The sequence below is a fragment of the Klebsiella sp. RC2 genome (assembly GCF_014192815.1).
Taxonomy (GTDB): Bacteria; Pseudomonadota; Gammaproteobacteria; order Enterobacterales; family Enterobacteriaceae; genus Klebsiella; species Klebsiella variicola.
The window spans coordinates 49,507-73,194 of record NZ_JACHYL010000011.1; the positions used below are offsets into that span (position 1 = coordinate 49,507).

At 57.4% G+C, this 23,688-nt stretch carries 24 protein-coding genes; 11 read left to right on the plus strand and 13 right to left on the minus strand.

All coding sequences use genetic code 11. The annotated features are described in order from the left end of the window. Window positions 1-34: 34 nt before the first annotated feature. From FHW76_RS25010 to rhaM, 5 genes are all read left to right on the plus strand, one after another. Window positions 35-1,546 (plus strand): sugar ABC transporter ATP-binding protein, encoded by a 1,512-nt coding sequence (locus FHW76_RS25010; RefSeq protein WP_183477070.1) that lies wholly within the window; start codon window positions 35-37, stop codon window positions 1,544-1,546. Then, complete coding sequence (locus FHW76_RS25015; RefSeq protein WP_162993312.1) at window positions 1,543-2,550, plus strand: ABC transporter permease; 1,008 nt, start codon at window positions 1,543-1,545, stop codon at window positions 2,548-2,550. Before FHW76_RS25010 ends, FHW76_RS25015 begins: the two co-directional genes overlap by 4 nt. Then, window positions 2,547-3,551: an ABC transporter permease gene (locus FHW76_RS25020; RefSeq protein ID WP_110209758.1), complete on the plus strand. Its 1,005-nt coding sequence runs from the start codon at window positions 2,547-2,549 to the stop codon at window positions 3,549-3,551. The genes FHW76_RS25015 and FHW76_RS25020 overlap by 4 nt, the downstream gene beginning before the upstream one ends. Window positions 3,552-3,708: 157 nt before the next feature. After that, window positions 3,709-4,857: a lactaldehyde reductase gene (gene fucO / locus FHW76_RS25025; RefSeq protein ID WP_048963688.1), complete on the plus strand. Its 1,149-nt coding sequence runs from the start codon at window positions 3,709-3,711 to the stop codon at window positions 4,855-4,857. Beyond that, window positions 4,854-5,168 carry an L-rhamnose mutarotase gene (gene rhaM / locus FHW76_RS25030; protein WP_002882870.1) on the plus strand — a complete coding sequence of 105 codons (315 nt, stop codon included), beginning with the start codon at window positions 4,854-4,856 and terminating at the stop codon, window positions 5,166-5,168. Before fucO ends, rhaM begins: the two co-directional genes overlap by 4 nt. Window positions 5,169-5,205: 37 nt before the next feature. Here the strand turns inward: rhaM and FHW76_RS25035 are convergent, their stop codons facing one another. From FHW76_RS25035 to FHW76_RS25050, 4 genes are all read right to left on the minus strand, one after another. Next, the gene (locus tag FHW76_RS25035) at window positions 5,206-6,471 is read right to left on the minus strand and encodes an MFS transporter (RefSeq protein WP_023323425.1); all 1,266 of its coding nucleotides are present in this window, start codon (window positions 6,469-6,471) and stop codon (window positions 5,206-5,208) included. A gap of 41 nt (window positions 6,472-6,512) precedes the next feature. Further along, on the minus strand, window positions 6,513-8,636 hold the full coding sequence (locus tag FHW76_RS25040) for an alpha-galactosidase (protein ID WP_183477072.1): 2,124 nt from the start codon (window positions 8,634-8,636) through the stop codon (window positions 6,513-6,515). A gap of 115 nt (window positions 8,637-8,751) precedes the next feature. Beyond that, entirely contained in the window at window positions 8,752-9,747 is a 996-nt protein-coding gene (locus FHW76_RS25045) for a substrate-binding domain-containing protein (RefSeq protein WP_012969229.1), read from the minus strand. Window positions 9,748-9,834: 87 nt separating this feature from the next. Continuing rightward, window positions 9,835-10,383, minus strand: a complete 549-nt coding sequence (locus FHW76_RS25050; protein WP_002882865.1) for a helix-turn-helix domain-containing protein — start codon at window positions 10,381-10,383, stop codon at window positions 9,835-9,837. Between the two features lie 100 nt (window positions 10,384-10,483). On the opposite strand from FHW76_RS25050, the gene FHW76_RS25055 reads away from it, so the two are divergent. Together FHW76_RS25055 and FHW76_RS25060 are read left to right on the plus strand one after the other, a co-directional pair. Then, entirely contained in the window at window positions 10,484-11,143 is a 660-nt protein-coding gene (locus FHW76_RS25055; protein WP_008807892.1) for an AzlC family ABC transporter permease, read from the plus strand. Next, window positions 11,143-11,466, plus strand: a complete 324-nt coding sequence (locus FHW76_RS25060; RefSeq protein WP_008807893.1) for an AzlD domain-containing protein — start codon at window positions 11,143-11,145, stop codon at window positions 11,464-11,466. Before FHW76_RS25055 ends, FHW76_RS25060 begins: the two co-directional genes overlap by 1 nt. On the opposite strand, the gene FHW76_RS25065 is transcribed toward FHW76_RS25060, so the two are convergent. The 9 genes from FHW76_RS25065 to fdhD form a co-directional block, all read right to left on the minus strand. Further along, window positions 11,463-12,056, minus strand: coding sequence for an ATPase AAA (locus FHW76_RS25065; protein WP_008807894.1), 594 nt, complete (start codon window positions 12,054-12,056; stop codon window positions 11,463-11,465). The two genes, FHW76_RS25060 and FHW76_RS25065, sit on opposite strands and share 4 nt — an antisense overlap. Beyond that, window positions 12,053-12,490, minus strand: coding sequence for a PTS sugar transporter subunit IIA (locus tag FHW76_RS25070; RefSeq protein ID WP_008807895.1), 438 nt, complete (start codon window positions 12,488-12,490; stop codon window positions 12,053-12,055). The genes FHW76_RS25065 and FHW76_RS25070 overlap by 4 nt, the downstream gene beginning before the upstream one ends. Window positions 12,491-12,499: 9 nt before the next feature. Then, on the minus strand, window positions 12,500-12,769 hold the full coding sequence (locus FHW76_RS25075) for a hypothetical protein (protein ID WP_002882858.1): 270 nt from the start codon (window positions 12,767-12,769) through the stop codon (window positions 12,500-12,502). A 58-nt stretch (window positions 12,770-12,827) separates the two neighbouring features. Further along, window positions 12,828-13,670, minus strand: coding sequence for a class II fructose-bisphosphate aldolase (locus FHW76_RS25080; protein ID WP_012543283.1), 843 nt, complete (start codon window positions 13,668-13,670; stop codon window positions 12,828-12,830). Next, window positions 13,657-15,024, minus strand: coding sequence for a PTS sugar transporter subunit IIC (locus FHW76_RS25085; RefSeq protein ID WP_004203642.1), 1,368 nt, complete (start codon window positions 15,022-15,024; stop codon window positions 13,657-13,659). Before FHW76_RS25085 ends, FHW76_RS25080 begins: the two co-directional genes overlap by 14 nt. Beyond that, window positions 15,017-15,331, minus strand: a complete 315-nt coding sequence (locus FHW76_RS25090; protein WP_004151864.1) for a PTS sugar transporter subunit IIB — start codon at window positions 15,329-15,331, stop codon at window positions 15,017-15,019. Before FHW76_RS25090 ends, FHW76_RS25085 begins: the two co-directional genes overlap by 8 nt. 11 nt (window positions 15,332-15,342) lie before the next feature. Then, on the minus strand, window positions 15,343-16,323 hold the full coding sequence (locus FHW76_RS25095) for a 6-phosphofructokinase (RefSeq protein ID WP_032731538.1): 981 nt from the start codon (window positions 16,321-16,323) through the stop codon (window positions 15,343-15,345). Window positions 16,324-16,716: 393 nt separating this feature from the next. Next, on the minus strand, window positions 16,717-16,929 hold the full coding sequence (locus FHW76_RS25100) for a YdgH/BhsA/McbA-like domain containing protein (protein ID WP_004127125.1): 213 nt from the start codon (window positions 16,927-16,929) through the stop codon (window positions 16,717-16,719). Window positions 16,930-17,057: 128 nt separating this feature from the next. Further along, window positions 17,058-17,894, minus strand: coding sequence for a formate dehydrogenase accessory sulfurtransferase FdhD (fdhD, locus tag FHW76_RS25105; protein WP_012969233.1), 837 nt, complete (start codon window positions 17,892-17,894; stop codon window positions 17,058-17,060). 156 nt (window positions 17,895-18,050) lie between these two features. Here fdhD and fdnG point away from each other — a divergent pair, with 156 nt between their 5' ends. From fdnG to fdhE, 4 genes are read left to right on the plus strand one after another with little or no spacing between them, the layout of a single operon-like run. Continuing rightward, on the plus strand, window positions 18,051-21,101 hold the full coding sequence (gene fdnG / locus FHW76_RS25110; RefSeq protein ID WP_094030659.1) for a formate dehydrogenase-N subunit alpha: 3,051 nt from the start codon (window positions 18,051-18,053) through the stop codon (window positions 21,099-21,101). 12 nt (window positions 21,102-21,113) lie between these two features. Beyond that, window positions 21,114-22,016 carry a formate dehydrogenase subunit beta gene (fdxH, locus tag FHW76_RS25115; protein WP_002882822.1) on the plus strand — a complete coding sequence of 301 codons (903 nt, stop codon included), beginning with the start codon at window positions 21,114-21,116 and terminating at the stop codon, window positions 22,014-22,016. Next, window positions 22,013-22,648 carry a formate dehydrogenase cytochrome b556 subunit gene (gene fdoI, locus FHW76_RS25120; protein WP_008807902.1) on the plus strand — a complete coding sequence of 212 codons (636 nt, stop codon included), beginning with the start codon at window positions 22,013-22,015 and terminating at the stop codon, window positions 22,646-22,648. The genes fdxH and fdoI overlap by 4 nt, the downstream gene beginning before the upstream one ends. Next, window positions 22,645-23,574 carry a formate dehydrogenase accessory protein FdhE gene (gene fdhE, locus FHW76_RS25125; protein ID WP_004150358.1) on the plus strand — a complete coding sequence of 310 codons (930 nt, stop codon included), beginning with the start codon at window positions 22,645-22,647 and terminating at the stop codon, window positions 23,572-23,574. The genes fdoI and fdhE overlap by 4 nt, the downstream gene beginning before the upstream one ends. Window positions 23,575-23,688 lie beyond the last annotated feature (114 nt).

A 23,688-nucleotide genomic window follows, 5' to 3' on the forward strand; every position in this document is an offset into this window, starting at 1 on the left:
TTAGGGTGAGGGGTGATTTTTGTGGAGAACTATCATGTCAGCATCAACGCCACTGCTGTCGCTGAAGGGGATCACCAAGATTTTTCCCGGTGTGCGCGCCCTTGAGAACGTGCAGCTTGATCTCTGGCCCGGCAAAGTGACCGCCTTAATCGGCGAAAACGGCGCGGGGAAATCCACGCTGGTCAAAGTGATGACCGGTATTTATCAGCCCGAAGAGGGCGAGATCCTCTATAAAGCGATCCCTATTCATCTGCCAACGCCGGAATCGGCGCATAAGGTAGGGATCACCGCCATTCACCAGGAAACCGTGCTGTTTGACGAACTCTCGGTCAGTGAAAATATTTTCGTCGGCCAGTATCTGTATAAGGGACTGTTAAAAACGCTCGACTGGCCGGCGATGCACCGCAGAGCCAGCGAGATCCTCACCCGGCTGGAAGTCCAGATCGACCCGCGGGCCACGCTGAAAACCCTCAGCATCGCCCAGCGGCACATGGTGGCGATTGCCCGGGCGCTGGCTTTCGACGCCCAGGTGGTGATCCTCGATGAGCCGACCGCCGCCCTCTCCCAGCATGAAATCCTGGAGTTTTATCACATCGTTGAGCGTCTGAAGCAGGACGGCAAAGCGATCCTGTTTATCTCGCATAAGTTCGATGAAATTTTCGAGCTGGCCGATTATTACACCATCCTGCGCGATGGGGTGTACGTCAGCTCCGGGGCGATAAGCGACATCACCGAAGAGCGAATGGTGTCGATGATGGTGGGCCGGGCGATCACCCAAACCTACCCGAAAATCGACTGCACGCCCGGAGAAACGGTGCTGGAGGTGACCGATCTCTGTCATCCTACCGAGTTTGCCCATATCAGCTTCCGCCTGCGCAAGGGCGAAATTCTCGGCTTTTACGGCCTGGTGGGCGCCGGACGCACCGAGCTGATGCAGGCGCTCTCCGGTGTCTCGCGTCCCTCCTCCGGCGAGATCCGCCTGAACGGCAGCCCCATGCGCTTTCGCCAGCCCGCCGACGCCATCCGCGCGGGCATCGTCTGCGTGCCGGAAGAGCGGCAGAAACAGGGGGCGATCATCGCCCTGCCCATCGCCCAGAACATCAGTCTGCCGCAGCTCAGCAAGCTCAATCCTAACGGCGTCCTGAACGACGCCCGGGAATGGCGGCTGGCGGACGAGTACGCCTCGCGCCTGCAGGTTAAAGCCTTCAGCTGGCGGCAGCCGGTGGAGACCCTCTCTGGCGGCAACCAGCAGAAAGTGGTGATCGGCAAATGGCTGGCGACCCATCCCGAGGTGATTATCCTCGATGAGCCGACCAAAGGCATCGATATCGGCTCAAAAGCCGCCGTGCATCAGTTTATGTCCGAGCTGGTCAGCCAGGGACTGGCGGTGATTATGGTCTCGTCAGAGCTGCCGGAAGTGATGGGCATGGCCGACCGGATTATCGTGATGCACAAAGGGCTGATGGTCGCCGAATACCAGGCCGGGGAAGCGACAGCGGAAACCATCGTTAGCGCCGCCAGCAGCATCGGCCAGGAGGCGGCATGATGGGACACGCATGGCTTAAACATCGCGAAGCGCTGCTGGCGGTGGTCATCATTTTGATGATCGGCGCCATCGGCAGCCGGGCGCCGTCGTTCGTTTCACCGGGCAATCTGGTGGAGATGTTTAACGATACCGCCATCCTTATCATCCTCGCCCTCGGGCAGATGATGGTGTTGCTCACCAAAGGCATCGATCTGTCGATGGCCGCCAACCTGGCGCTGACCGGGATGATCGTCGCCCTGCTTAACGCCCACTATCCGGGTATTCCGGTGGTGGCGCTGCTGGCACTGGCAACCCTGCTGGGCCTGCTGATGGGGATGATTAACGGCCTGCTGGTCTGGCGCCTCGGCATTCCCGCCATCGTGGTGACCCTGGGCACCATGAGCATTTATCGCGGCATTATCTTCCTGCTGACTGACGGCGGCTGGGTTAACTCACATCAGATGAGCGCTGATTTTCTCAGTCTGCCGCGCAGCACGCTCATGGGATTACCGCTTCTGAGCTGGTGCGCCATCGCCGCGCTGCTGCTGGTGGGTTATTTCCTGCGCTACAGCCGCACCGGCCGGGCCTTATACACCGCAGGCGGCAACGCGACGGCGGCGTACTACACCGGCATTAACGCCGGAAAAATGCAGTTCGTCAGTTTCTGTCTCTCCGGAGCGCTGGCCGGCTTCTGCGGCTATCTGTGGATCTCGCGCTTCGCCGTCGCCTATGTCGACGTGGCGAACGGCTTTGAACTGCAGGTGGTCGCGGCCTGCGTGATCGGCGGTATCAGTACCATGGGCGGAAGCGGACGGGTGCTGGGCTGCCTGTGCGGCGCGCTGTTCCTCGGGGTCATCAATAACGCCCTGCCGGTGATCGGCATCTCGCCCTTCTGGCAAATGGCGATCTCCGGGGCGGTGATCGTCATAGCGGTGCTGCTCAACGAGCGCGGCAATCGCGGTCACGGGCGGTTAATCCTGCGCAACGCGGCGTTAGCCCGACAGAAACAGGCGGTAAAATCATGAGCAAGATGATGGTATCTGAAGAGATGAAAAACACCCCGGCCGCGCCGTCGCCGCTGCGCCGCCTGCTGTGCTGGGAAGGGTTTTTACTGGCGGTAACCCTGGCGGTATTTATCGGCAACGCGGTGGCTTCCCCGTACTTCCTCAATATCTGGAACCTCTCGGACGCGACCTTTACCTTTACCGAGAAGGCGATCGTCGTCCTGCCGATGGCGATGCTGATTATCGCCCGGGAAATCGATCTGTCGGTGGCCTCGACGATGGCGCTCAGCTCAACGGTGATGGGCTTCTGCGCGGCAGCGGGGGTGGACACGCCGCTGCTGGTGGTCATCGGTCTGGGCGTAGGTCTGCTGTGCGGCCTGTTCAACGGCTTGCTGGTGACTCGCTTTAACCTGTCGTCCATTGTGATCACCATCGGCACCATGAGCCTGTATCGCGGCATCACTTATATCCTGCTGGGCGATCAGGCGCTCAATCACTATCCGGAGAGCTTTGCCTGGTTCGGCCAGGGCTACGTGTGGGGGGCGCTCTCTTTTGAGTTTGCGCTGTTTATCCTCCTCGCGGCCGCCTTCACCTTCCTGCTGCATAAAACCAACTTTGGTCGCCGGACCTACGCCATCGGCAATAACCCGACCGGCGCCTGGTTTTCGGGGATCAACGTTAAGCGTCATAACCTGGTGCTGTTCGCGCTGGTCGGGCTGATGGCCGGGCTGGCGGCGGTCCTGCTGACCTCACGGCTCGGCAGTACCCGCCCTACCCTGGCGATGGGCTGGGAGCTGGCGGTTGTCACCATGGCGGTGCTCGGCGGCGTCAATATTCTTGGCGGCTCCGGCAGCATGCCCGGGGTGATCATTGCCGCCTTTCTGATGGGGCTGGTGACCTTCGGCCTGAGCCTGCTGAACGTCCCCGGCATCGTGATGTCGGTGATTATCGGCGCCATGCTGATCGTGGTGATCTCCCTGCCGATTATGACCCGGCGGATGATGCAGCGAAGACGATGTTAATTTCCCCCTCACCCTGGCCCTCTCCCCAAGGGAGAGGGGACTGCCCGGCGCACGCAGGCAGCCTGTAGTCCGGGACCGGTTTTCCCCCTCTCCCTGCGGGAGAGGGCTGGGGTGAGGGGAAACGGATTTCCCAAAATCAACATTAAGGAGAATTATCATGAGTTTTATGTTGGCACTACCTAAAATCAGCCTCCACGGCGCAGGCGCTATCGGTGATATGGTCAAGCTGGTAGCGGGCAAACAATGGGGCAAGGCGCTGATCGTCACCGACGGTCAACTGGTGAAGCTGGGCCTGCTGGACAGTCTGTTTTCCGCGCTGGATGAACAGCAGATGGCTTATCAGCTGTTTGACGGCGTGTACCCCAATCCCACCGAAGCGCTGGTGCAGCAAGGCTATGCGGCGTACCAGGCGGCCCGCTGCGATTACCTGATCGCCTTCGGCGGCGGCAGCCCGATTGATACCGCCAAGGCGATAAAAATCCTCACCGCCAACCCTGGCCCCTCCACCGCCTACTCCGGCGTCGGCAAAGTGAAAAACGCTGGCGTGCCGCTGGTGGCCATCAACACCACCGCCGGCACGGCGGCGGAGATGACCAGCAACGCAGTGATTATCGATAGCGAGCGGCAGGTAAAAGAGGTGATTATCGACCCGAACCTGATCCCGGATATCGCCGTCGACGACGCCAGTGTGATGCTCGACATCCCGCCAGCCGTTACCGCCGCCACCGGCATGGACGCCCTGACCCACGCCATCGAGGCCTTTGTCTCCGTTGGCGCCCATCCCCTGACCGACGCCAACGCCCTCGAGGCCATTCGCCTGATTAACCTGTGGCTGCCGAAAGCGGTAGACGATGGGCAAGATCTGCAGGCCCGCGAGCAGATGGCGTTTGGCCAATACCTGGCGGGCATGGCGTTCAACAGCGCCGGTCTCGGGCTGGTACACGCCCTGGCCCATCAGCCTGGCGCCACCCACAACCTGCCGCACGGGGTGTGCAACGCCATCCTGCTGCCGATCATCGAAAACTTTAACCGCCCGAACGCGGTGGCGCGCTTCGCCCGCGTGGCGCAGGCGATGGGCGTCGATACTCGCGGCATGAGCGATGAAGCTGCCAGCATGGAGGCCATCAATGCCATCCGCGCGCTGAGCAAACGCGTAGGGATCCCCCAGGGTTTCAGCCAGCTTGGCGTCAGCAAAGCCGATATCGAAGGCTGGCTGGATAAAGCGCTGGCCGACCCGTGCGCGCCGTGTAACCCGCGCCCCGCCAGCCGCGATGAGGTTCGCGAGCTCTATCTGGAGGCCTTATGATCCGTAAAGCTTTCGTCATGCAGGTGAACCCCGACGCGCACGAGGAGTACCAGCGCCGCCATAATCCCATCTGGCCGGAGCTGGAGGCAGTGCTGAAGGACCACGGCGCGCACCATTACGCCATTTATCTCGATAAAGAACGCCATCTGTTGTTCGCGACGGTGGAGATTGAGTCGGAAGCCCGCTGGGAGGCGGTCGCCAGCACGGAAGTGTGCCAGCGCTGGTGGAAATACATGCGCGAGGTGATGCCCAGCAACCCGGATAACAGCCCGCTGAGCGCGGAGCTCAAAGAAGTGTTTTATCTGGCGTGAAAATAACCGGCCTCCCTCCAGACGGGAGGCCGGTTGATTAAACGGTCATCGCATTATCCCGAAGCGGCTCGGTTTTCGCCTTACCCGCTAACGTAAACGCTGAGATTAAGGTAACCGTCAGGGCAATACCGCCGAGGATCATATAGGTATCCTGAAAGCCGATCCGATCGTACATATTGCCGGCGAAGGCGGAGAGGAAGATCGCCGCCACCTGCTTGGCGAACTGGAAGCCCACCAGGTAAATGGTCGCCGACAGCCGGACATCAAACACACCGGTAATGTATTTAAAGGCGCCCACCAGCAGGAACGGCACCTCCAGCGCATGGAGCATTTTCAACGCTATGACTTCCGCGGCCGTAGTGGCGAAGGAAGAGCCAATCATTCTTGCCGCCATCACCATCCCGGCGATCAGCAGGGTATTCTTCGCCCCGATGCGGTTAATAATCCACGGCGAGCTGAACATAATGATGGCGTTACATATTTCTCCCGCGGTGGTGGCGAAACCAAAGGCGCGGGTGCCCGCTTCCGGGGTCGCGAAGAACGATTTAAAAAAGGTGGCGAACTGCTGATCAAAAACGTCATACACGCAGGCCACGCCGATGACATACAGAATAAACATCCACATCTTACGCTGGCGGAACATGCGCACCGCCGTTTTTAAATCGATCGCCGGGCGATTGGCGCCGAGCGAATCCATCACCTGCGCGGACTGACTGGCCTGCGGTTTGGCGATGGCCACCAGCACTACCAACAGCAGCGCGGCGGCCGACCCCATCCAGAACACCCATTCGGGATTAATGCTGAACAGCATTCCGGCGGTGGTCGCGCACAGCGCCCATCCCAGACAGCCAAAGGTGCGCGCCTTGCCGTATTCAAACCCGCTGTTGCGGCTTACCCGTTCGATATAGGCCTCCATCGCGCCGGCGCCTGCGGAGAATACAAAGCCGATATAGGCGCCGCCGCTCAGCGCCCCGAGCCAGATGTTGGTTTTCAGCAGCGGAGCGAAAACATAGAGGAAGAAGGGAGCAATCAGCACCAGCAGAACAGTCACGATCCACATCAGGTGTTTTTTCAGCCCCAGCTTGTCAGAGATCACCCCGAGGACCGGCTGGAAACAGATGGCGAACAGCGACAGGCTGGAGAAAACGAGGCCGGTTTCGGTTTTATTCAGGCCGATGACGTCCGACAGCCAGATCGGCAGAAACGGAAAGCAGGTGGCCATGATGAAGAAGTAGAGAAAGAAGAACAGCCCGAAAATCCAGAAGTTGGGGTTGTTTTTGTGGGTACAGACGGTCGGGTTCATTATATTTTCCTCAAGAAGGGCCGCGACGCGGCCCGATACCATCACACGCGTTGCAGGCCAATCAGAATGGCGCTTTCCGGGTCGAGGATGGGCAGCGCCAGCCCCGCCTGCTGTAGCCACTCACCGCTCACCGTCTGCGGCGTCGTCATCCATGCCGGCAGCTTCCGCATGGTGTGGCCACCCTCGCCGGTTATCTGAATGTTCGGATGATCGAGGAGCGTCACCTGATAGCGGGCGCTCGCCTCCAGCCCCGCCAGGCGCAGCGGCGCCATCAGGGTGTAGTCCGGCATCGCCAGCTGGCTGATGAGGAAAATCGCCTGCGCTTTATCCGGGCTGACGACGCCATGGGCAAGAGTGGTGGCGTCCGGCATATCCATCCGCCACTGCACGCCGTGATGGATCACGTCGCGCCACTGCTTATGCAGGGCCGCATATTTCCGGTATCCGGCGCGCTCTTCTTCATCAGCGCTCACCGGATCCAGCTCAAGTCCCATATGACCAAACAGCGCCGTCAGGCCGCGGAAGGCGATACTGTGCTGGCGGAAAGTGGCATGACAGTGGCGATTGCCAATATGCGCGCCCATCACCTCCGGCGGGAAGAAGTAGCTCATGCCGCGCTGGATGGTGTTGCGCTCAAGGGCGTCATTATTGTCAGACGCCCAGAAGCGATGGCTGCGCTTGAGGACTTCATAATCGATCCGCCCGCCCCCGGAGGAGCAGGATTCAAATTCAATGTGCGGGAAACGGGCCACCAGCGTATCCAGCAGGCGGTAGAACTGGCGCGTTTGCGCGTCCGCGGCGGCGCGTCCCTGATGCCCAGGCTGCACCAGCTCGCGGTTCATATCCCACTTCACGTAGTCCACCGCGTGCTCGCCCAGCAGCCAGCTCATCCGCTCCAGCAGATAATCAAACGCTTCCGGAATGTTAAGATTCAGGACAAACTGATGGCGGCCGGTCAGCGGGGTATAGCCCGGCAGCGCCAGCACCCAGTCCGGGTGCGCCCGGTACAGATCGGAATCCGGGTTAATCATTTCCGGCTCCACCCAAATACCGAATTCCATCCCCAGCGATTTCACATGATCGATAACCGGCGTCAGGCCGTAGGGGTATTTTTTCTCATCAAGATACCAGTCCCCAAGCGCCGCCCAGTCGTCGTTGCGCCCTTTAAACCAGCCGTCATCGATAATAAAGCGCTCGACGCCCAGCGCCGCCGCCTCGTCAGCCATACGCATGATGTAGTCCGGGTCGTGGTCGAAATAGATCCCCTCCCAGGTGTTGAGATGCACCGGACGCGGCTTGTTGCCCGGGAAGCGAATAATCCGTTCGCGCAGATAACGATGGAACTGCTGGCTCATGCCGTTCAGCCCGTTCGCCGAGTAGCTGGCATACAGGTACGGCGTCCACAAGGTTTCCCCTTCCGCCAGCGCCATTTCGCCCGGCAGATAGAGCGCCTCGGCCTGCAGATAGCGACGGCCATCGGTTTTCACCTCCGTCCGCAGGCGATGGTTACCGCTCCAGGCCAGATGTACGCCCCAGACTTCACCCTGCATCTCGCTAAAGGCGCGGCTGCCGGTGATCAGGGCCGGGAAATGTTCGTGAGAGGTGCGCCCGCGGCGGTTCTCCAGCACAAAGCTGTCGTGCTCCAGCGTCAGGCGGTGAGGCTGAAACTCGCGGATCCAGCGGCCATGGAAAGCCATCACCTCGCGAGCGCGTTCGGCGACCGGCAATGTGACCGCCAGGCGATCCACCTGCCATGGGCTGGCGCGCAGATTGGTCACGCCATGGCGCACGCTCAGCACGCCGCTGGCATCCAGCGCGATCTCGCTGTGCAGACGCAGGCCGGCCTGCGGATCTTCGCTGACCAGGGTCAGCGTCTGGCCCTCGTGCCGCACTTCGCTGGTGGTGAACAGCGGAGAGGCATCCAGACCCTGACGATGGCCTTCAATGCCCGGCGCACCAAACAGGCCATGGCCCAGCTCTGCCATTAAGGTCACTGGCGAATCGACATCCAGTCTGCCGTTGGCGACCGGGCGCGTCAGGCTGTCGGCATCCTGCGGTGAAAAGTGGCTTAAATGGGCCCCCCAGTAGACAATTTCGGCGAAAGGGCGAGTTTTAATGACAACATCGGCACCGGCACTTTGCAGGTGAATCAGCGAATCAGACATCAGACATCTCCATAACAAGGAATGTCTTACTGTTGATCCGAAACGTTTCGGATGCCAACCAAAACGTTTCGGATTCGTGATCGGCTTCAGAATTACGGGTTAAAAAGGGGTCAGGTCAGGCAGTTTCGCCGGGGATGAATTCGGGCTGCCAGAGCACCTGCAGCGAGGCCAGATCCTCGCCAGCAATTAAGCGGCGGACCATATCGGCAATCTGCCGCCCCACGCCCTGGCGCGTGGACTGGATCACCGCGGCGACATCGGTCTCTATGATGCTGTCCTGCGGCAGCCCGTCATACACCACCAGGGCGACGCGGTTGTCGCCGGTTAAACGGCCCAGATGGGCGAGCGCCATGGCGGCGCCATCGCCATGGGTGTTGCAGTCGGTGATGATCGCGGTAGGCGGCTCCGGCAGACGCAGCAGCTCCAGCGTGGCCTGATAGCCGCCGCGGCGCGTCGCCGGCACGCTACGCAGCCACGCATCGGATAACCCCGCCTCGCGCAGAGCATCGAGGTAGCCGTTACGCCGTTGCAAAATAAACGCCTGATTGTTGTTCTCGCCCAACAGCGCGATACGCTGGTGGCCCTGTTGAATCAGATGGCGGGTGGCGCGGCAGGTGCCGGCATAGTTATCGAAATCAAACCAGGCGTAGGGCTGTGCCAGGCGGCTACGGCCAAGCGCCAGAAACGGAAAGCCTGAGGCCTGCAGCTGCGCCAGCCGCGGATCGTCATCCAGGGTATGGGCCACGATTAAAGCGTCGACGCGACGGCCCTGCACCATGCGCATATAGCCATGTTTATCCGCCTGTTCATCATCGGCGATCAGCAACAAATCAATGTCATGGCGCGCCAGCTCATGGCTGATCTCCCCAACCATCTCAAGAAAAACGTTATTGTTGAGCGGCACGGGGCGGACAGGAAAGACGAGACCAACGGCATCAATGGTGCCCATTTTCAGACGGCGGGCGAAAGTGTTGGGGCGATAGCCCCGGCGCTGCGCTTCAGCCTCAACCCGGGCGCGGGTCTCCTGTGACACATCGTCATAGCCGTTCAACGCCCGGCTGACGGTCGTGACGGAGATCCCAAGTTGTTTGGCAATGGCTTTCAGCGACATAAAAATCCCTGTTTTCGCATAGGAAAGCTAGTTTCCCGCAATATGGCTATGACGTCCAGCGAGCGCGCGTCCCCCGCCGACGCGATGTCAGTTTTGCTCAGCGATCAGCAGAGCCTGCGTATCCGGCTCCAGCGCCTGAAAAACATGCTCCTGATCCGCCGGGTAGCAGATATAGTCGCCCTCGCCGAGCTCTTCCGGCGCCGACGTCAGCCCTACCCGCGCCCGCCCCTGGGTGACGATAATATGTTCCACCGAGCCTGGCGGATGCGGATGCGAAATACGATCGGCGCCGGGCTGGGTTAACAGTAAATAGATGTCCCGACGCGCGCCTGGCGGACAAGCGGCCAGCAAAATGGCCTGATAGTTCGCCTGCTCCGCCACCACCTTTGTCCCCTCTCCGCGGCGGATCACCTGCGTTTTGTTCACCTGCGGCTCAAGCAGGCGGGCAAACGGGATATCCAGCGCCACGCAGAGCGACCACAGCGTTTCCAGACTCGGATTGCCGTTGCCGGACTCCAGTTGCGATAGCGTGGATTTTGCGATACCCGCCCGACGCGCGACTTCCGCCAGCGAGAGACCGGTCCGCGCCCGCTCCCGCACCAGGCTTTTGGCAATAACGCTGATTGGCTGTGTCATACCCGCCCCTTTGTTTTTTATATCGAACGATTCGTTCGTCTTGAAAAACGTTCATTATGTGTTCATTATAATGGGAAATCGTTCGATATGGCTAAGTGATATGAAACAAACTCTCTCCAGTCTCAGCGGAGACACGATAAAAGCGATCGTTTTGGTCTGCCTTGCCGTCGGGGTGGTGGGTATGTCCTATGGGTCGCTGGCGGTGGCTTACGGCTTCCCCTTATGGGTGCCGCTCTTGCTTTCGGTGTCCGTGCTGGCAGGCGCTTCTGAATTCATGTTTATCGGCATTATCGCCAGCGGCGGTAGCCCACTGGCCGCCGCTGCCGCTGGCCTGTTAGTCAACGCGCGCCATATCCCGTTCGGAGTGACCGTGCGCGAACTGGTTGGTCGGCGCGCCTTAAGCTTTATCGGGTGCCACATTATGAACGACGAGAGCGTGGTCTTTGGCTTGTCGCAGCCCACCCCTGCGCAGCGCAAAGCGGCCTACTGGCTGTGCGGCGCCGGCGTCGCGCTGATCTGGCCCCTCGGCACGCTAACCGGCGCGGCCGTCGGCAAACTGCTGCCAGCGCCGGAAACCATCGGGCTTGATGCGGTCTTCCCGGCGATCCTGCTGGCGCTGGTGATCCCGGCCTTTAAAAACCGCACTACGCTGATCCGCGCCGCCAGCGGCGCCGCACTGGCGCTTGCCGCCGTACCGTTTGTACCCACCGGGCTGCCGGTGCTGCTTTCGCTGTTTGGTTTACTGTCGAGGAAAAAATAATGGGCAATATGACGCTGTTTATCGCCGGTATCGCCATCCTGTCGCTGGGAACCTATCTGATGCGCCTCGGCGGCGCGAAGCTCGGCAATCGGCTGGCATTTTCCGAGCGCTCGCAGGCGCTGCTTTCCGATGCGGCGACGGTGCTGCTTTTTTCCGTCGCCCTGGCCACCACCTTCTATGAAGGGGCGCATTTCGCCGGCATGGCGCGCGTTCTGGGTGTGGCTGTCGCCGTGTTCCTCGCCTGGCGCAAGGTCCCGCTGATCGGCGTGATTATCGCCGCCGCCGTGGTGACCGCGCTGCTGCGCCTGGCGGGTATGCCTTAGGGCGGGTAAGCGTAATCCGCCAAACCGGCGTGCTTTCCAGCGATCGTGCCTTCAAGCCAGTGAATAATCGGTTTTATCTCCAGCGGATACCGCTGGTCTATCGTCAATACGGGCCCTAAAGACATGGGCTGCGCCCGCCCGGCCAGCTGGGCCAGCTCCGGCAGATACTCCTCGCCGGGGTGGCCCGGCGGCCGCGTCGCCAGCCGCGAGGCATAGCGTGCGACGGCCAGCTCCGGGGTAATATGGTTCCAGATCTCAATTACCTGCTCCACGCCCGCCTGCTGTAGCAGTCTCTGCAAGGTCTCCCGCGGCTGAAAACCGAACCAGGCGTCGATCAACCAAACCATGCTGGCAGGCGACGCGCCGACAATCGACCAAATCACCTCATACGCCGCACAGCCCAGCTGGCGATTCATCGGCCGGTCGACAGGGGCCAGGCGCGCCATAAACGGCTCTTTAATGCCGTCGATCGTCAACACTGGTAGACTAAAGGTCTCCGCCAGCAAACGGGTGATGGTGCTCTTCCCCGACGCCGGAATGCCGTTGATTAATATGGCCGTTTTGCAGCCTGGGGTCAGATGTCTGTTCATAGTAATGCGACGACCTCCTCCCGGCTGCGGGCCGTCCGCAGTTTGGCCATGGTGTCATTGTTATCCAGCAGCGCGACGATGGAACGGATGCCCTCCTCGATATGCGCATTGCTGTCCCGGGCACCAAACATAATAACAATGTCCGCCTTTTCACTGTCCGCAAACGGGATGGGCTTTTTCAGCACCACCAGGCTAAAGCAGTTGCGTCTGACGCCGCACTCGGGGCGGGCATGGGGGATGGCAATCCCTTCATCAAAAACGTAATAAGCGCCATGATTCAAGGTATTATCGATCACCGCCTGGCTATATTCCGCCGAAATAAAGCCTTTCGCCTCCAGCGGGCGGGCAGCCAACTTTATTACCCGCTGCCAGTCGGATTCCACAACGCCAACCTGAATGGCATCGGCCTCAATAAGCAGTTCTTTTATGGTCATTCTCTGTTCCTAGATATTGCGACGAATAATATTGCGTAAATTATCAATCTGCAGAAACAGCGCATCGATATCCTGCCGGTGGCTCTTACTTTTGGCATATACCGATAATGCCCGGTTGTAAGTCAACATCAATGTTTTTTGCACGTCGCTATTATCGGGCTGGCGCTGTAATTCGCCTTCCAGTCTGGCGATCTCTTCCGCCAGCTGACGGGACTGTTGATCATAATCCTGCAGCGGGTTTTGCTCTTTTTTCCACAGCGTTTTCAATGATTCAAACATAGCAAGCTCCCTCCCTGGCGGAAGACAGGGCAACAAAAGATATGTGTCGGTAAAAACGCTATTTAAATAGCGCCATTTTTTCCATTAATACGGCAGTCACTGCCTGGTTGGCAGGAATTAAAAATTTCCGTACGCTGTCATTTACTTTTCCTTTCTCGAACGTTGATTTACAGCGGTCGACCCACTGCACGTTCATTTCCGTTCCGACGTTCACTTTATTAATTCCTTCAGTGACGGCCAGCCGCATATCGTCGTCACTAACGCCTGTGCCGCCATGCAGCACCAGCGGCACGCCAGTCGCTTCGCTTATCGCCTTCAGCCGCGCATGCTGTATCTGCGCTTTACCGGTGTACAGGCCATGCACAGTGCCCACCGAGACGGCCAGCATATCGACCTGCGTCTCCTCCACAAAACGTTTCGCGTCGTCGACGGTAGTAAAACAGATATCTTCGGCAGCCACCGCTTTTCCATCCTCTGACCCGCCGATCGCCCCCAGCTCACCTTCTACCGTAATATTCCGCGGCCGGGCCATTTCCACCACAATCCGCGTGTTACCGATATTTTCCTCGAGGCTTAAGTGAGACCCGTCGTACATCACCGAAGAAAAGCCCGCATTCATTGCCGTCCCGATGGCTTTAATATCGGAGCAGTGATCGAGGTGCAGGCAGGTCGGGATATTTTCACTGTCTGCTAATGAACGCACGGCATCGACCAGTAACCGATACCCCAGATACTCTGCGGTACCGGTTGATATTTGGATCATTAATGGGCTGTGGCTGTTTTGCGCGGCTTTGAAAAAAGCCGGTAACATCTCAATACAGTGCAAGTTAAACGAGCCAATCGCTTTAAAATTTCTTTCCTGAGCGATGTTTAAAATCTCATTAAAATTATACAGACTCATGAACATTTTCCCCTTTCGGCTTAGCGGATTTACCGTTTACAAACCATGCCAGTGCGGCGACAAACACAATAAACAAGGCGACAAAGAGCCAGTTATTCTGGAAGGCGTGGCCTAATACCAGACCGGAGCTGATGACGTCAGAATCGCTGAAGGTGACGCCCGTAAAGCCGTAGCTCTCCAGCATGGGCACCAGAATAGCCGGCAGAAAAGTGATAAACAGACCGTGGATAACCCCGCCGATCATCGCCCCGCGACGTCCGCCCAGCGCATTACCAAATACCCCTGCCGTACCGCCGGCGAAAAAGTTGGTTAACAGCCCGGGGAGGATCATCGCCAGACCGAACATCGGGAAAACCAGCATGCCGATAATCGAGCCGACAGTCGTCGCCAGAAATCCGACAATCACCGCATTTGGCGCATAGGGAAACAGCACCGGGCAATCGAGAGCAGGCTTTGCATCCGGGACAATACGCATCGCGATACCGCGAAAAGCCGGCACCAGCTCATTGAGTAATAAACGCACACCGCTATAGAGGACAAAGACCCCGGCGACAAACTGAATGGACTGCATGAAGGCATACATCAGGTAATTAATGCCGCCGGAGAATTGCGCGATGTACTGCGGCCCCGCCGCAATAGCCGGGATGAGATACATCGGCACCATCACCACCGCCATGGCCAGATAGGTATCCTGCAGAAACTTAAAGTTATCAGGCAGTTCGAGATCTTCCGTGGAGCGAGAGCCTTTTCCGACAACTTTAGCGACCGCAGCCTGCACCAGATAGCCGATGGTACAGAAGTGCCCCAGGGCCACATCGTCAGACCCGGTAATGCGCCTGACCACCGGCTGCGCCAGGGCCGGCATTAAGACCGCCATCACACCGCCGAAGATACCCCCGGTTAAAATCAGCGGTACGCCAGTGAGCCCGGACTTATAGCCAATCACAGCCCCAATTGTCGCCATCCACAGCAGCGCCTGGCCGGTCAGGAAAATATATTTTAGCGGCGTCAGACGGGCGATAATAATGTTGACAGCAAAGATCACCAGCAGCGTCAGCGCCACTTCCGAACCTAATTCCCGATTCGCTAACCCGGCGATGGCGGCCACATCGGTAATATAGCCTTTCATGCCAAACCCCTGGGTGAAGATATCATTCAGGAAGGTCAGGGTGGCGACAATGATGTTTATCCCGGCCATCATAATTAAGAAACCGAGCAGCGTTTTAAATGTCCCTTCCGCGGTTTTGCCTGGCGATTTCTTTTGCAGGATCAGGCCAAGCATGGCAATAAAAGCAATAAGGATGGATGCCTGGCCGAGTAAATCCTTAACGATAAACGCAACGAAGCTATTCATAATCAGCCACCTTCAGATGACGTTCTTTTAAGAATGCGACGATCTTGGTTTCAATCTCCTCTTTATCAGTAAGTTTATTCAATACCACGACACGTTTAATTTCTTCTTCACTGGCATCGGCGGTTAAGATGTCGGCAAAGGTTTTTTGCGTCAGAATCATATCCGATTTAAAGGCCCCAGCTTCGGAAACGGTGGTGTGTTCAATATGAGCGGGAATTTCCAGCTTCTTTAAAACTGCCTTCGCCGTCATTTCAATGGCAAAGCTTGAACCGAGGCCGCAGCCACATACGCATAAAATTTTCAGCATGGAGGGTCTCCTCAAATAATATTGAGTTGCTTGGCAAGTTTATAATGATGTCCTTCAGTATCGACCAGACGTTTTTTCATACTGACTAAATCAATCGGAATAGGTTTGTTACTGGAATTAATTATTATGGCTTTATTTTTCATACCTGACTGAATACAGCGAACCACTTCACTGGCCATAATGGTACCCTGATAAATCTCTTCACAGGTTGGATCACCGCTGCGTAAACCATAGCCGACGATCGTTTTACGGATACGGACACCTATTTGTGGTTCCAGCTGTTTAATCATGGTATCAATCGCCCCCTGAAAGCCGGGAGAGTACTCTTTGGTATAGCCTTCTGAGCAGAGGATCACGACGCTATTTTGCGTGCTCAGCTTACGGGTAATCCGTTCCGCAAGCATGGTCAGCGGCATCTGTGCCTCCGGGATCAGGGCAATATCAGCATTACATTTAATGGCGGACTGTAACGTTAGTTCTCCACAATAGCCTCCTAATATCTCAACCATAAAAACCCGACCCGGCAGCGCTCTTCCGGTATTTCTTAAACGGGAGACTTCTTTAATAATTTGCTCACAGGCCGTGGAAAAACCAATCGTATAATCACTGCCATACACATCATTATCGATAGTCATCCCGACACCAAAGCAATTAATCTCAAATTCACTAAGGGTATTCAGAAACTGCAGGCTGCCATCCCCCCCGGCCATAATGAGCACATCAATACGCAGAGATTTAAGTTTTTTAGCAATGCTTTCATATTCACTGCGCTGCAGTTTGCGACTGGTTCGCCCCGAGGTAATGATCGGCACCGCGGTAATGGAGAAATCAACCAGATCGCGCCACGCCATATCCTGATGACTTTTCTCCAGTAGCCCTGGAATACCGCCATTAAACAGCGTGATATCGGCATTAGCCTGCCTGGCTATCTGGAATATAAAATTATTCATTCCCGAAACATCCCCGCCGCTAATAACGATGCCAATTTTCATGACGCTTCCTCGCTCATTTGCCTGACAACATTTTTCCCTGAGTACAAGCCTTCTATTTGCAATAAAGATCACATAATGCGTATTAAATTACGTCAGTGAATGGTTGACAGTAGCAGTGACACGCTTATTTCTGTGATAAACATCTCATTTAAAGAGGGTGATCGCCATCGCTTTCTGTTTTTAATATCTTTATATTTCATAGCGTTAAAATATCGAGATATTCAGGCGTGCAGACCTTTCCTTTGCCGTTAATATGGGGATTTAAGAAAAGAGCGGAAACGTGATTACTGCCACATTTTTTCGTAGCAGAGGGGAATATCGGGTAATTTCGCCGATGCGGGAAGCGAAACAAAAAAAGCGCCCTAAGGCGCTCTTTCGACAGTAACTTTATGCTTATTTGTTCAGTTCCGCAGTCATATGCACGCGGTTGCCGGTAAAGGCTTCGGTAATTTTGTAAGACGAAGCGCCAGCAGCCTGCGCCTGAGCAGCGATTTTCGCTTCCGCACCATCCATCGTGGCAGCGGTTGCAGTCACGGTTTCAGCAGCGAATGAACCAAAAGAAGCGGCCAGTGCGATTACTGCGACAAAAGTTTTGATGCTTTTCATGATATAAACCCTTTCATTTAGTTGTTTAGATAAGGCGCCGTGCCTTGATGTGTTAAATAGTAGCCCGCACATCGCTAAACAAAAAGCGGAAGGATTTGCTGTCATTGTTCAAATTTATTGATCGATATTTAACCCGCAATTAAACGCTGCGGATGGGTGTAAACTGTCGCCCTGCCCGGCTTGCAAAAGCCCACCAGCGTCAGATTGCAGCGCTCGGCCACTTCCACCGCTAAGGTGGTGGCCGCCGAGACCGCGAACAGGATCTCGACGCCGCACATCGCGGCCTTCTGCACCATTTCATAGCTGGCGCGGCTGGAGACCAGCGCGGCGCCATGCTGCCAGTCCTCGCCAATTTCCGCGCGCTGGCCCAGCAGTTTATCCAGGGCGACATGCCGGCCAACGTCTTCAAAACCGCCCGCCAGCTCGCCAGTCGTCCTGACCCAGGCAGCCGCATGGGTACAGCCGGTGAGCCGGCCGACCGGTTGAAAGTCGTTAAGATGCGCCAGGGCGTGGTCGAGGTTGGCTAGATCGAACGTCTGAGTGAATGGTAGCGGCTGAACTGGCTTACCAATATCATTGAGCTGCTCGACGCCGCATACCCCGCAGCCGGTGCGCCCGGCCAGCGCGCGACGCCGGGCTTTGAGCCCCATAAAACGTCGGCTGGAGAGCTCAATCTGTACCTCAAGGCCATTGCACACCGACACCACGTCCATGCCGAAAATCTCCCGCCGATGCTCGATAATCCCTTCGGATAAGGAAAAGCCGACGGCGAATTGTTCCAGGTCTTTCGGCGTGGCCATCATCACCACATGGGAGATACCGTTGTAGACCAGCGCGACGGGAATTTCTTCGGCTAACTCGTCTGGCTGAGGGTGTTGCAGATCCTCGCGTTTCCAGAGGGAGACCTGGCGATATCCTGTGACATTCGTCACATTTTTGATTTGTTCGAGAGGCTTCTTGTTCACTTTGCTTTAACCGTATTGGAACAGGCATACACACAATGTGGTATTCTGTTTTTATCCCTTCAGGAATGAGGGAAATTAGCCCTAATTCTGAACCTTTGCGGCCTTCACCGCAAAGCAAATAACTACATGTGACAATGTCGAAACAAGGAGCGAACCATGCAGGTCAGCAGAAGGCAGTTCTTTAAGATCTGCGCTGGCGGTATGGCGGGAACCACGGCAGCAGCGCTGGGCTTTGCCCCGGCAACTGCGCTCGCGGAGACACGGCAGTACAAATTGCTGCGCACGCGCGAAACCCGTAACACCTGTACATACTGTTCTGTCGGCTGTGGGCTGTTGATGTATAGCCTCGGCGACGGCGCAAAAAACGCCAAAGCATCCATTTTCCATATCGAAGGCGATCCGGATCATCCGGTTAACCGTGGTGCGCTCTGCCCGAAAGGGGCCGGTCTGGTGGACTTTATCCATTCTGAAAGCCGCCTGAAATTCCCGGAATATCGCGCGCCAGGTTCCGATAAATGGCAGCAAATCAGCTGGGACGAAGCGTTTGATCGCATCGCCAAGCTGATGAAAGAGGACCGCGACGCCAACTTTATCGCGCAAAACGACGCCGGCACCACCGTCAACCGCTGGTTGACCACCGGGATGCTGTGCGCCTCCGCCTCCAGTAACGAAACCGGTTATTTAACGCAAAAATTCACCCGCGCCCTCGGGATGCTGGCGGTGGATAACCAGGCGCGTGTCTGACACGGACCAACGGTAGCAAGTCTTGCTCCAACATTTGGTCGCGGTGCGATGACCAACCACTGGGTGGATATTAAGAACGCCAACCTGATCGTGGTGATGGGCGGTAACGCCGCAGAAGCGCATCCGGTGGGGTTCCGCTGGGCGATGGAAGCCAAAATTCATAATGGCGCCAAGCTCATCGTTATCGATCCGCGCTTTACGCGTACGGCATCGGTGGCAGATTTCTATACCCCGATTCGTTCCGGTACCGACATTACCTTCCTGTCGGGTGTGATCCTGTACCTGCTGAATAACGAAAAATTCAACCGCGAATACACCGAAGCCTACACCAACGCCAGCCTGATCGTGCGTGAGGACTACAGCTTCGACGACGGGCTGTTCAGCGGCTATAACGCAGAAAAACGCCAGTACGACAAAACCAGCTGGAACTATGAGCTGGATGAGAACGGCTTCGCCAAACGCGATACCACGCTGCAACATCCGCGCTGCGTCTGGAACCTGCTGAAGCAGCACGTTTCTCGTTATACCCCGGATGTAGTCGAAAACATCTGCGGTACGCCGAAGGCCGACTTCCTTAAAGTTTGCGAATACATTGCCGAAACCAGCGCGCCGGATAAGACCGCGTCGTTCCTGTATGCTCTCGGCTGGACCCAGCACTCCATCGGCGCACAGAACATCCGCACCATGGCGATGATCCAGCTGCTGCTCGGCAACATGGGGATGGCGGGCGGCGGTGTCAACGCCCTGCGCGGTCACTCCAATATCCAGGGTCTGACCGACCTCGGCCTGCTCTCCACCAGCCTGCCGGGCTACATGTCGCTGCCGAATGAAAAACAGGCCGACCTGCAGACCTACCTGACGGCTAACACGCCGAAGCCGCTGCTGAAAGACCAGGTCAACTACTGGGGCAATTATCCGAAGTTCTTCGTCTCCATGATGAAAGCCTTCTTCGGCGACAAAGCTACGGCAGAAAACAGCTGGGGCTTTGACTGGTTGCCGAAGTGGGATAAGAGCTACGACGTCCTGCAGTATTTCGAGATGATGAATCAGGGCAAAGTGAATGGCTATATTTGCCAGGGCTTTAACCCGGTCGCCTCGTTCCCGAACAAAAACAAGGTAGTGGCTTCCCTGTCGAAGCTGAAGTTCCTTGTAACCATCGACCCGCTCAACACCGAAACGTCCACCTTCTGGCAAAACCACGGTGAGTCCAACGATGTTGACCCGTCGAAAATCCAGACCGAAGTATTCCGTCTGCCGTCCACCTGCTTCGCCGAAGAAAACGGTTCTATCGTCAACTCCGGCCGCTGGTTGCAGTGGCACTGGAAAGGCGCGGACGCCCCGGGGATCGCCGTGACCGATGGCGAAATCCTCGCCGGTATCTTCACTCGCCTGCGTAAGATGTATGCCGAAGAGGGCGGACCAGCTCCGGAGCCGGTGCTCAACATGACGTGGAACTACTCCACTCCGCACGAGCCGGCATCTGAAGAAGTGGCGATGGAAAGCAACGGTAAAGCGCTGGCGGATATCACCGACCCGGCGACCGGCGCGGTGATCGTTAAGAAAGGGCAGCAGTTGAGCTCCTTTGCCCAGCTGCGCGATGATGGCACCACCTCCAGCGGCTGCTGGATCTTCGCCGGTAGCTGGACGCCGGACGGCAACCAGATGGCGCGCCGCGATAACGCCGACCCGTCAGGCCTCGGCAACACGCTGGGCTGGGCCTGGGCCTGGCCGCTCAACCGCCGCATCCTGTATAACCGCGCCTCCGCGGACCCGCAGGGTAAACCGTGGGATGCGAAGCGTCAGTTGCTGAAGTGGGACGGCGCCAAATGGGGCGGCGTGGATATTCCGGACTACAGCGCCGCCGCGCCTGGCAGCGACGTCGGTCCGTTTATCATGCAGCCGGAAGGGATGGGCCGTCTGTTCGCTATCGATAAGATGGCGGAAGGACCGTTCCCGGAACACTACGAACCGTTTGAAACGCCGCTGGGGACTAACCCGCTGCATCCGAACGTGGTCTCTAACCCGGCCGCTCGCGTCTTCAAAGGCGATCTCGAGCAGATGGGCAAAGCGGACAAATTCCCGTACGTCGGCACCACTTACCGCCTGACCGAACACTTCCACTACTGGACCAAGCACGCGTTGCTTAACGCCATCGCGCAGCCGGAGCAGTTTGTGGAGATCGGTGAAAAACTGGCGAATAAGCTCGGCATCGGCCACGGCGATACCGTGAAAGTTTCCTCTAACCGCGGCTATATCAAAGCCAAGGCAGTGGTGACCAAGCGTATTCGCACGCTGAAAGTTGACGGTAAGGATATCGATACCATCGGCATTCCTATTCACTGGGGCTATGAGGGCGTAGCGAAAAAAGGCTTTATTGCCAATACGCTGACGCCGTTCGTCGGTGATGCGAATACGCAGACACCGGAGTTCAAAGCTTTCCTCGTGAACGTGGAAAAGGTGTAACGGAGACGACTTATGGCTTATCAATCGCAAGATATTATTCGTCGTTCCGCGACTAACGGTTTCACCCCCGCGCCTCAGGCGCGGGACCACCAGCAGGAGGTGGCGAAGCTTATCGACGTCACCACCTGTATCGGCTGCAAAGCCTGTCAGGTGGCCTGCTCCGAATGGAACGATATTCGTGATGAAGTCGGTCACAACGTCGGGGTGTATGACAACCCGGCGGACCTGACCGCCAAGTCATGGACGGTCATGCGCTTCTCGGAAGTGGAACAAAACGACAAGCTGGAATGGCTCATTCGCAAGGATGGCTGCATGCATTGCGCGGACCCGGGCTGCCTGAAGGCCTGCCCGTCAGAAGGCGCGATCATTCAGTACGCCAACGGTATCGTCGACTTCCAGTCCGAGCAGTGCATCGGCTGCGGCTACTGTATCGCCGGCTGTCCGTTCGATGTACCGCGTCTGAACCCGGAAGACAACCGCGTCTACAAATGTACCCTGTGCGTAGACCGCGTGACCGTCGGCCAGGAGCCTGCCTGCGTGAAAACCTGTCCGACCGGCGCAATCCACTTTGGCTCCAAAGAGGATATGAAAACGCTGGCCGGTGAACGCGTGGCTGAGCTGAAAACCCGCGGTTATGACAATGCGGGCCTGTACGATCCGGCCGGCGTCGGCGGCACCCACGTCATGTACGTGCTGCACCATGCCGACAAGCCGAATCTGTACCATGGCCTGCCGGAAAACCCGGAGATCAGCCAGACCGTGAAGTTCTGGAAAGGCATCTGGAAACCGCTGGCGGCCGTCGGCTTCGCCGCGACCTTCGCAGCCAGTATCTTCCACTACGTCGGCGTCGGTCCGAACCGCGCGGAAGAGGAAGAGGACAACCTGCATGAAGAGAAAGACGAGGTGCGCAAATGAAAAGACGTGACACCATCGTGCGCTACACGGCGCCGGAACGCATCAACCACTGGGTCACCGCCTTCTGCTTCGTCCTGGCGGCAGTGAGCGGGTTAGGCTTTTTCTTCCCGTCCTTTAACTGGCTGATGCATATTCTCGGTACGCCGCAGCTGGCGCGTATTCTCCACCCGTTCGTCGGGGTGGTGATGTTCGCGTCGTTTATCATCATGTTTTTCCGTTACTGGCACCACAACCTAATCAATCGGGATGATATCTTTTGGGCGAAGAATATTCGTAAGATCGTCGTCAACGAGGAGGTGGGCGATACCGGGCGCTATAACTTCGGCCAGAAATGCGTGTTCTGGGCGGCGATTATTTTGCTGGTACTGCTGCTGGTGAGCGGTGTGATCATCTGGCGTCCGTATTTTGCGCCGGCTTTCTCAATCCCGGTGATCCGATTTGCGCTGATGCTGCATTCATTTGCCGCAGTGGCGTTAATTGTGGTTATCATGGTGCATATCTACGCCGCCCTCTGGGTGAAAGGCACCATTACCGCGATGGTGGAAGGCTGGGTTACCAAAACGTGGGCGAAGAAACATCACCCGCGCTGGTACCGAGAGGTCCGCCAGAAACAGGAAAAGTCATCTGAATGAGTATTCGCATAATCCCGCAAGACGAGCTGGGTTCGAGCGAGAAACGCACGGCGGAAGCAATTCCGCCGTTACTGTTCCCCAGGCTGAAAAATCTGTATAACCGCCGCGCTGAACGCCTGCGTGAGCTGGCCGCCAACAACCCGCTGGGCGATTACCTGCGCTTTGCCGCGCTGATCGCCCATGCCCAGGAAGTGGTGCTGTACGACCATCCGCTGCAGATGGATCTGACGGCTCGCATTAAAGCGGCCAGCGAACAGGGTAAACCGCCGCTGGATATCCACGTTCTGCCGCGCGACAAGCACTGGCACAAGCTGTTGCACTCGCTGATTGCCGAGCTGAAGCCGGAAATGAGCGGCCCGGCGCTGGCGGTCATTGAGAATCTGGAAAAAGCCTCTGAGCAGGAGCTGGAGCAGATGGCCAGCGCGCTGTTTGTTTCCGACTTCGCCTCCGTCAGCAGTGATAAAGCGCCGTTCATCTGGGCCGCGCTGTCGCTCTACTGGGCGCAGATGGCCAGCCTGATCCCGGGGAAAGCGCGCGCCGAATACGGCGAACAGCGTCAGTTCTGCCCGGTATGCGGCTCGATGCCGGTCTCCAGCATCGTGCAGATCGGCACCACTCAGGGGCTGCGCTATCTGCACTGCAACCTGTGCGAAACCGAGTGGCACGTGGTGCGCGTCAAGTGCAGCAACTGTGAACAGAGCCGCGACCTGCACTACTGGTCGCTGGACAACGAGCAGGCAGCGGTGAAAGCCGAAAGCTGTGGCGACTGCGGAACCTACCTGAAGATTATGTATCAGGAGAAGGATCCGAAAGTCGAAGCCGTCGCCGACGATTTGGCGTCCCTGGTGCTCGACGCCCGTATGGAACAGGAAGGCTTCGCCAGGAGCTCAATTAACCCGTTCATGTTCCCCGGCGAAGGGGAGTAAGTTCTGCAGTGTGATTTCGGGCGGCTCTTGCCGCCCGCTTTCCTTCTTGCGATACGAGCGTAGTCAGGAATGACTCACCCGCGTCACTGACTGTCATCAGAGACCAGCCTTTGG

What these genes read in the sequence shown, in the direction of transcription:
- FHW76_RS25010 (WP_183477070.1), top strand. Translation starts at nt 35, where the DNA reads ATGTCAGCATCAACGCCACTGCTGTCGCTGAAGGGGATCACCAAGATT.
- FHW76_RS25015 (WP_162993312.1), top strand. Translation starts at nt 1,543, where the DNA reads ATGATGGGACACGCATGGCTTAAACATCGCGAAGCGCTGCTGGCGGTG.
- FHW76_RS25020 (WP_110209758.1), top strand. Translation starts at nt 2,547, where the DNA reads ATGAGCAAGATGATGGTATCTGAAGAGATGAAAAACACCCCGGCCGCG.
- fucO (WP_048963688.1), top strand. Translation starts at nt 3,709, where the DNA reads ATGAGTTTTATGTTGGCACTACCTAAAATCAGCCTCCACGGCGCAGGC.
- rhaM (WP_002882870.1), top strand. Translation starts at nt 4,854, where the DNA reads ATGATCCGTAAAGCTTTCGTCATGCAGGTGAACCCCGACGCGCACGAG.
- FHW76_RS25035 (WP_023323425.1), bottom strand. Translation starts at nt 6,471, where the DNA reads ATGAACCCGACCGTCTGTACCCACAAAAACAACCCCAACTTCTGGATT.
- FHW76_RS25040 (WP_183477072.1), bottom strand. Translation starts at nt 8,636, where the DNA reads ATGTCTGATTCGCTGATTCACCTGCAAAGTGCCGGTGCCGATGTTGTC.
- FHW76_RS25045 (WP_012969229.1), bottom strand. Translation starts at nt 9,747, where the DNA reads ATGTCGCTGAAAGCCATTGCCAAACAACTTGGGATCTCCGTCACGACC.
- FHW76_RS25050 (WP_002882865.1), bottom strand. Translation starts at nt 10,383, where the DNA reads ATGACACAGCCAATCAGCGTTATTGCCAAAAGCCTGGTGCGGGAGCGG.
- FHW76_RS25055 (WP_008807892.1), top strand. Translation starts at nt 10,484, where the DNA reads ATGAAACAAACTCTCTCCAGTCTCAGCGGAGACACGATAAAAGCGATC.
- FHW76_RS25060 (WP_008807893.1), top strand. Translation starts at nt 11,143, where the DNA reads ATGGGCAATATGACGCTGTTTATCGCCGGTATCGCCATCCTGTCGCTG.
- FHW76_RS25065 (WP_008807894.1), bottom strand. Translation starts at nt 12,056, where the DNA reads ATGAACAGACATCTGACCCCAGGCTGCAAAACGGCCATATTAATCAAC.
- FHW76_RS25070 (WP_008807895.1), bottom strand. Translation starts at nt 12,490, where the DNA reads ATGACCATAAAAGAACTGCTTATTGAGGCCGATGCCATTCAGGTTGGC.
- FHW76_RS25075 (WP_002882858.1), bottom strand. Translation starts at nt 12,769, where the DNA reads ATGTTTGAATCATTGAAAACGCTGTGGAAAAAAGAGCAAAACCCGCTG.
- FHW76_RS25080 (WP_012543283.1), bottom strand. Translation starts at nt 13,670, where the DNA reads ATGAGTCTGTATAATTTTAATGAGATTTTAAACATCGCTCAGGAAAGA.
- FHW76_RS25085 (WP_004203642.1), bottom strand. Translation starts at nt 15,024, where the DNA reads ATGAATAGCTTCGTTGCGTTTATCGTTAAGGATTTACTCGGCCAGGCA.
- FHW76_RS25090 (WP_004151864.1), bottom strand. Translation starts at nt 15,331, where the DNA reads ATGCTGAAAATTTTATGCGTATGTGGCTGCGGCCTCGGTTCAAGCTTT.
- FHW76_RS25095 (WP_032731538.1), bottom strand. Translation starts at nt 16,323, where the DNA reads ATGAAAATTGGCATCGTTATTAGCGGCGGGGATGTTTCGGGAATGAAT.
- FHW76_RS25100 (WP_004127125.1), bottom strand. Translation starts at nt 16,929, where the DNA reads ATGAAAAGCATCAAAACTTTTGTCGCAGTAATCGCACTGGCCGCTTCT.
- fdxH (WP_002882822.1), top strand. Translation starts at nt 21,114, where the DNA reads ATGGCTTATCAATCGCAAGATATTATTCGTCGTTCCGCGACTAACGGT.
- fdoI (WP_008807902.1), top strand. Translation starts at nt 22,013, where the DNA reads ATGAAAAGACGTGACACCATCGTGCGCTACACGGCGCCGGAACGCATC.
- fdhE (WP_004150358.1), top strand. Translation starts at nt 22,645, where the DNA reads ATGAGTATTCGCATAATCCCGCAAGACGAGCTGGGTTCGAGCGAGAAA.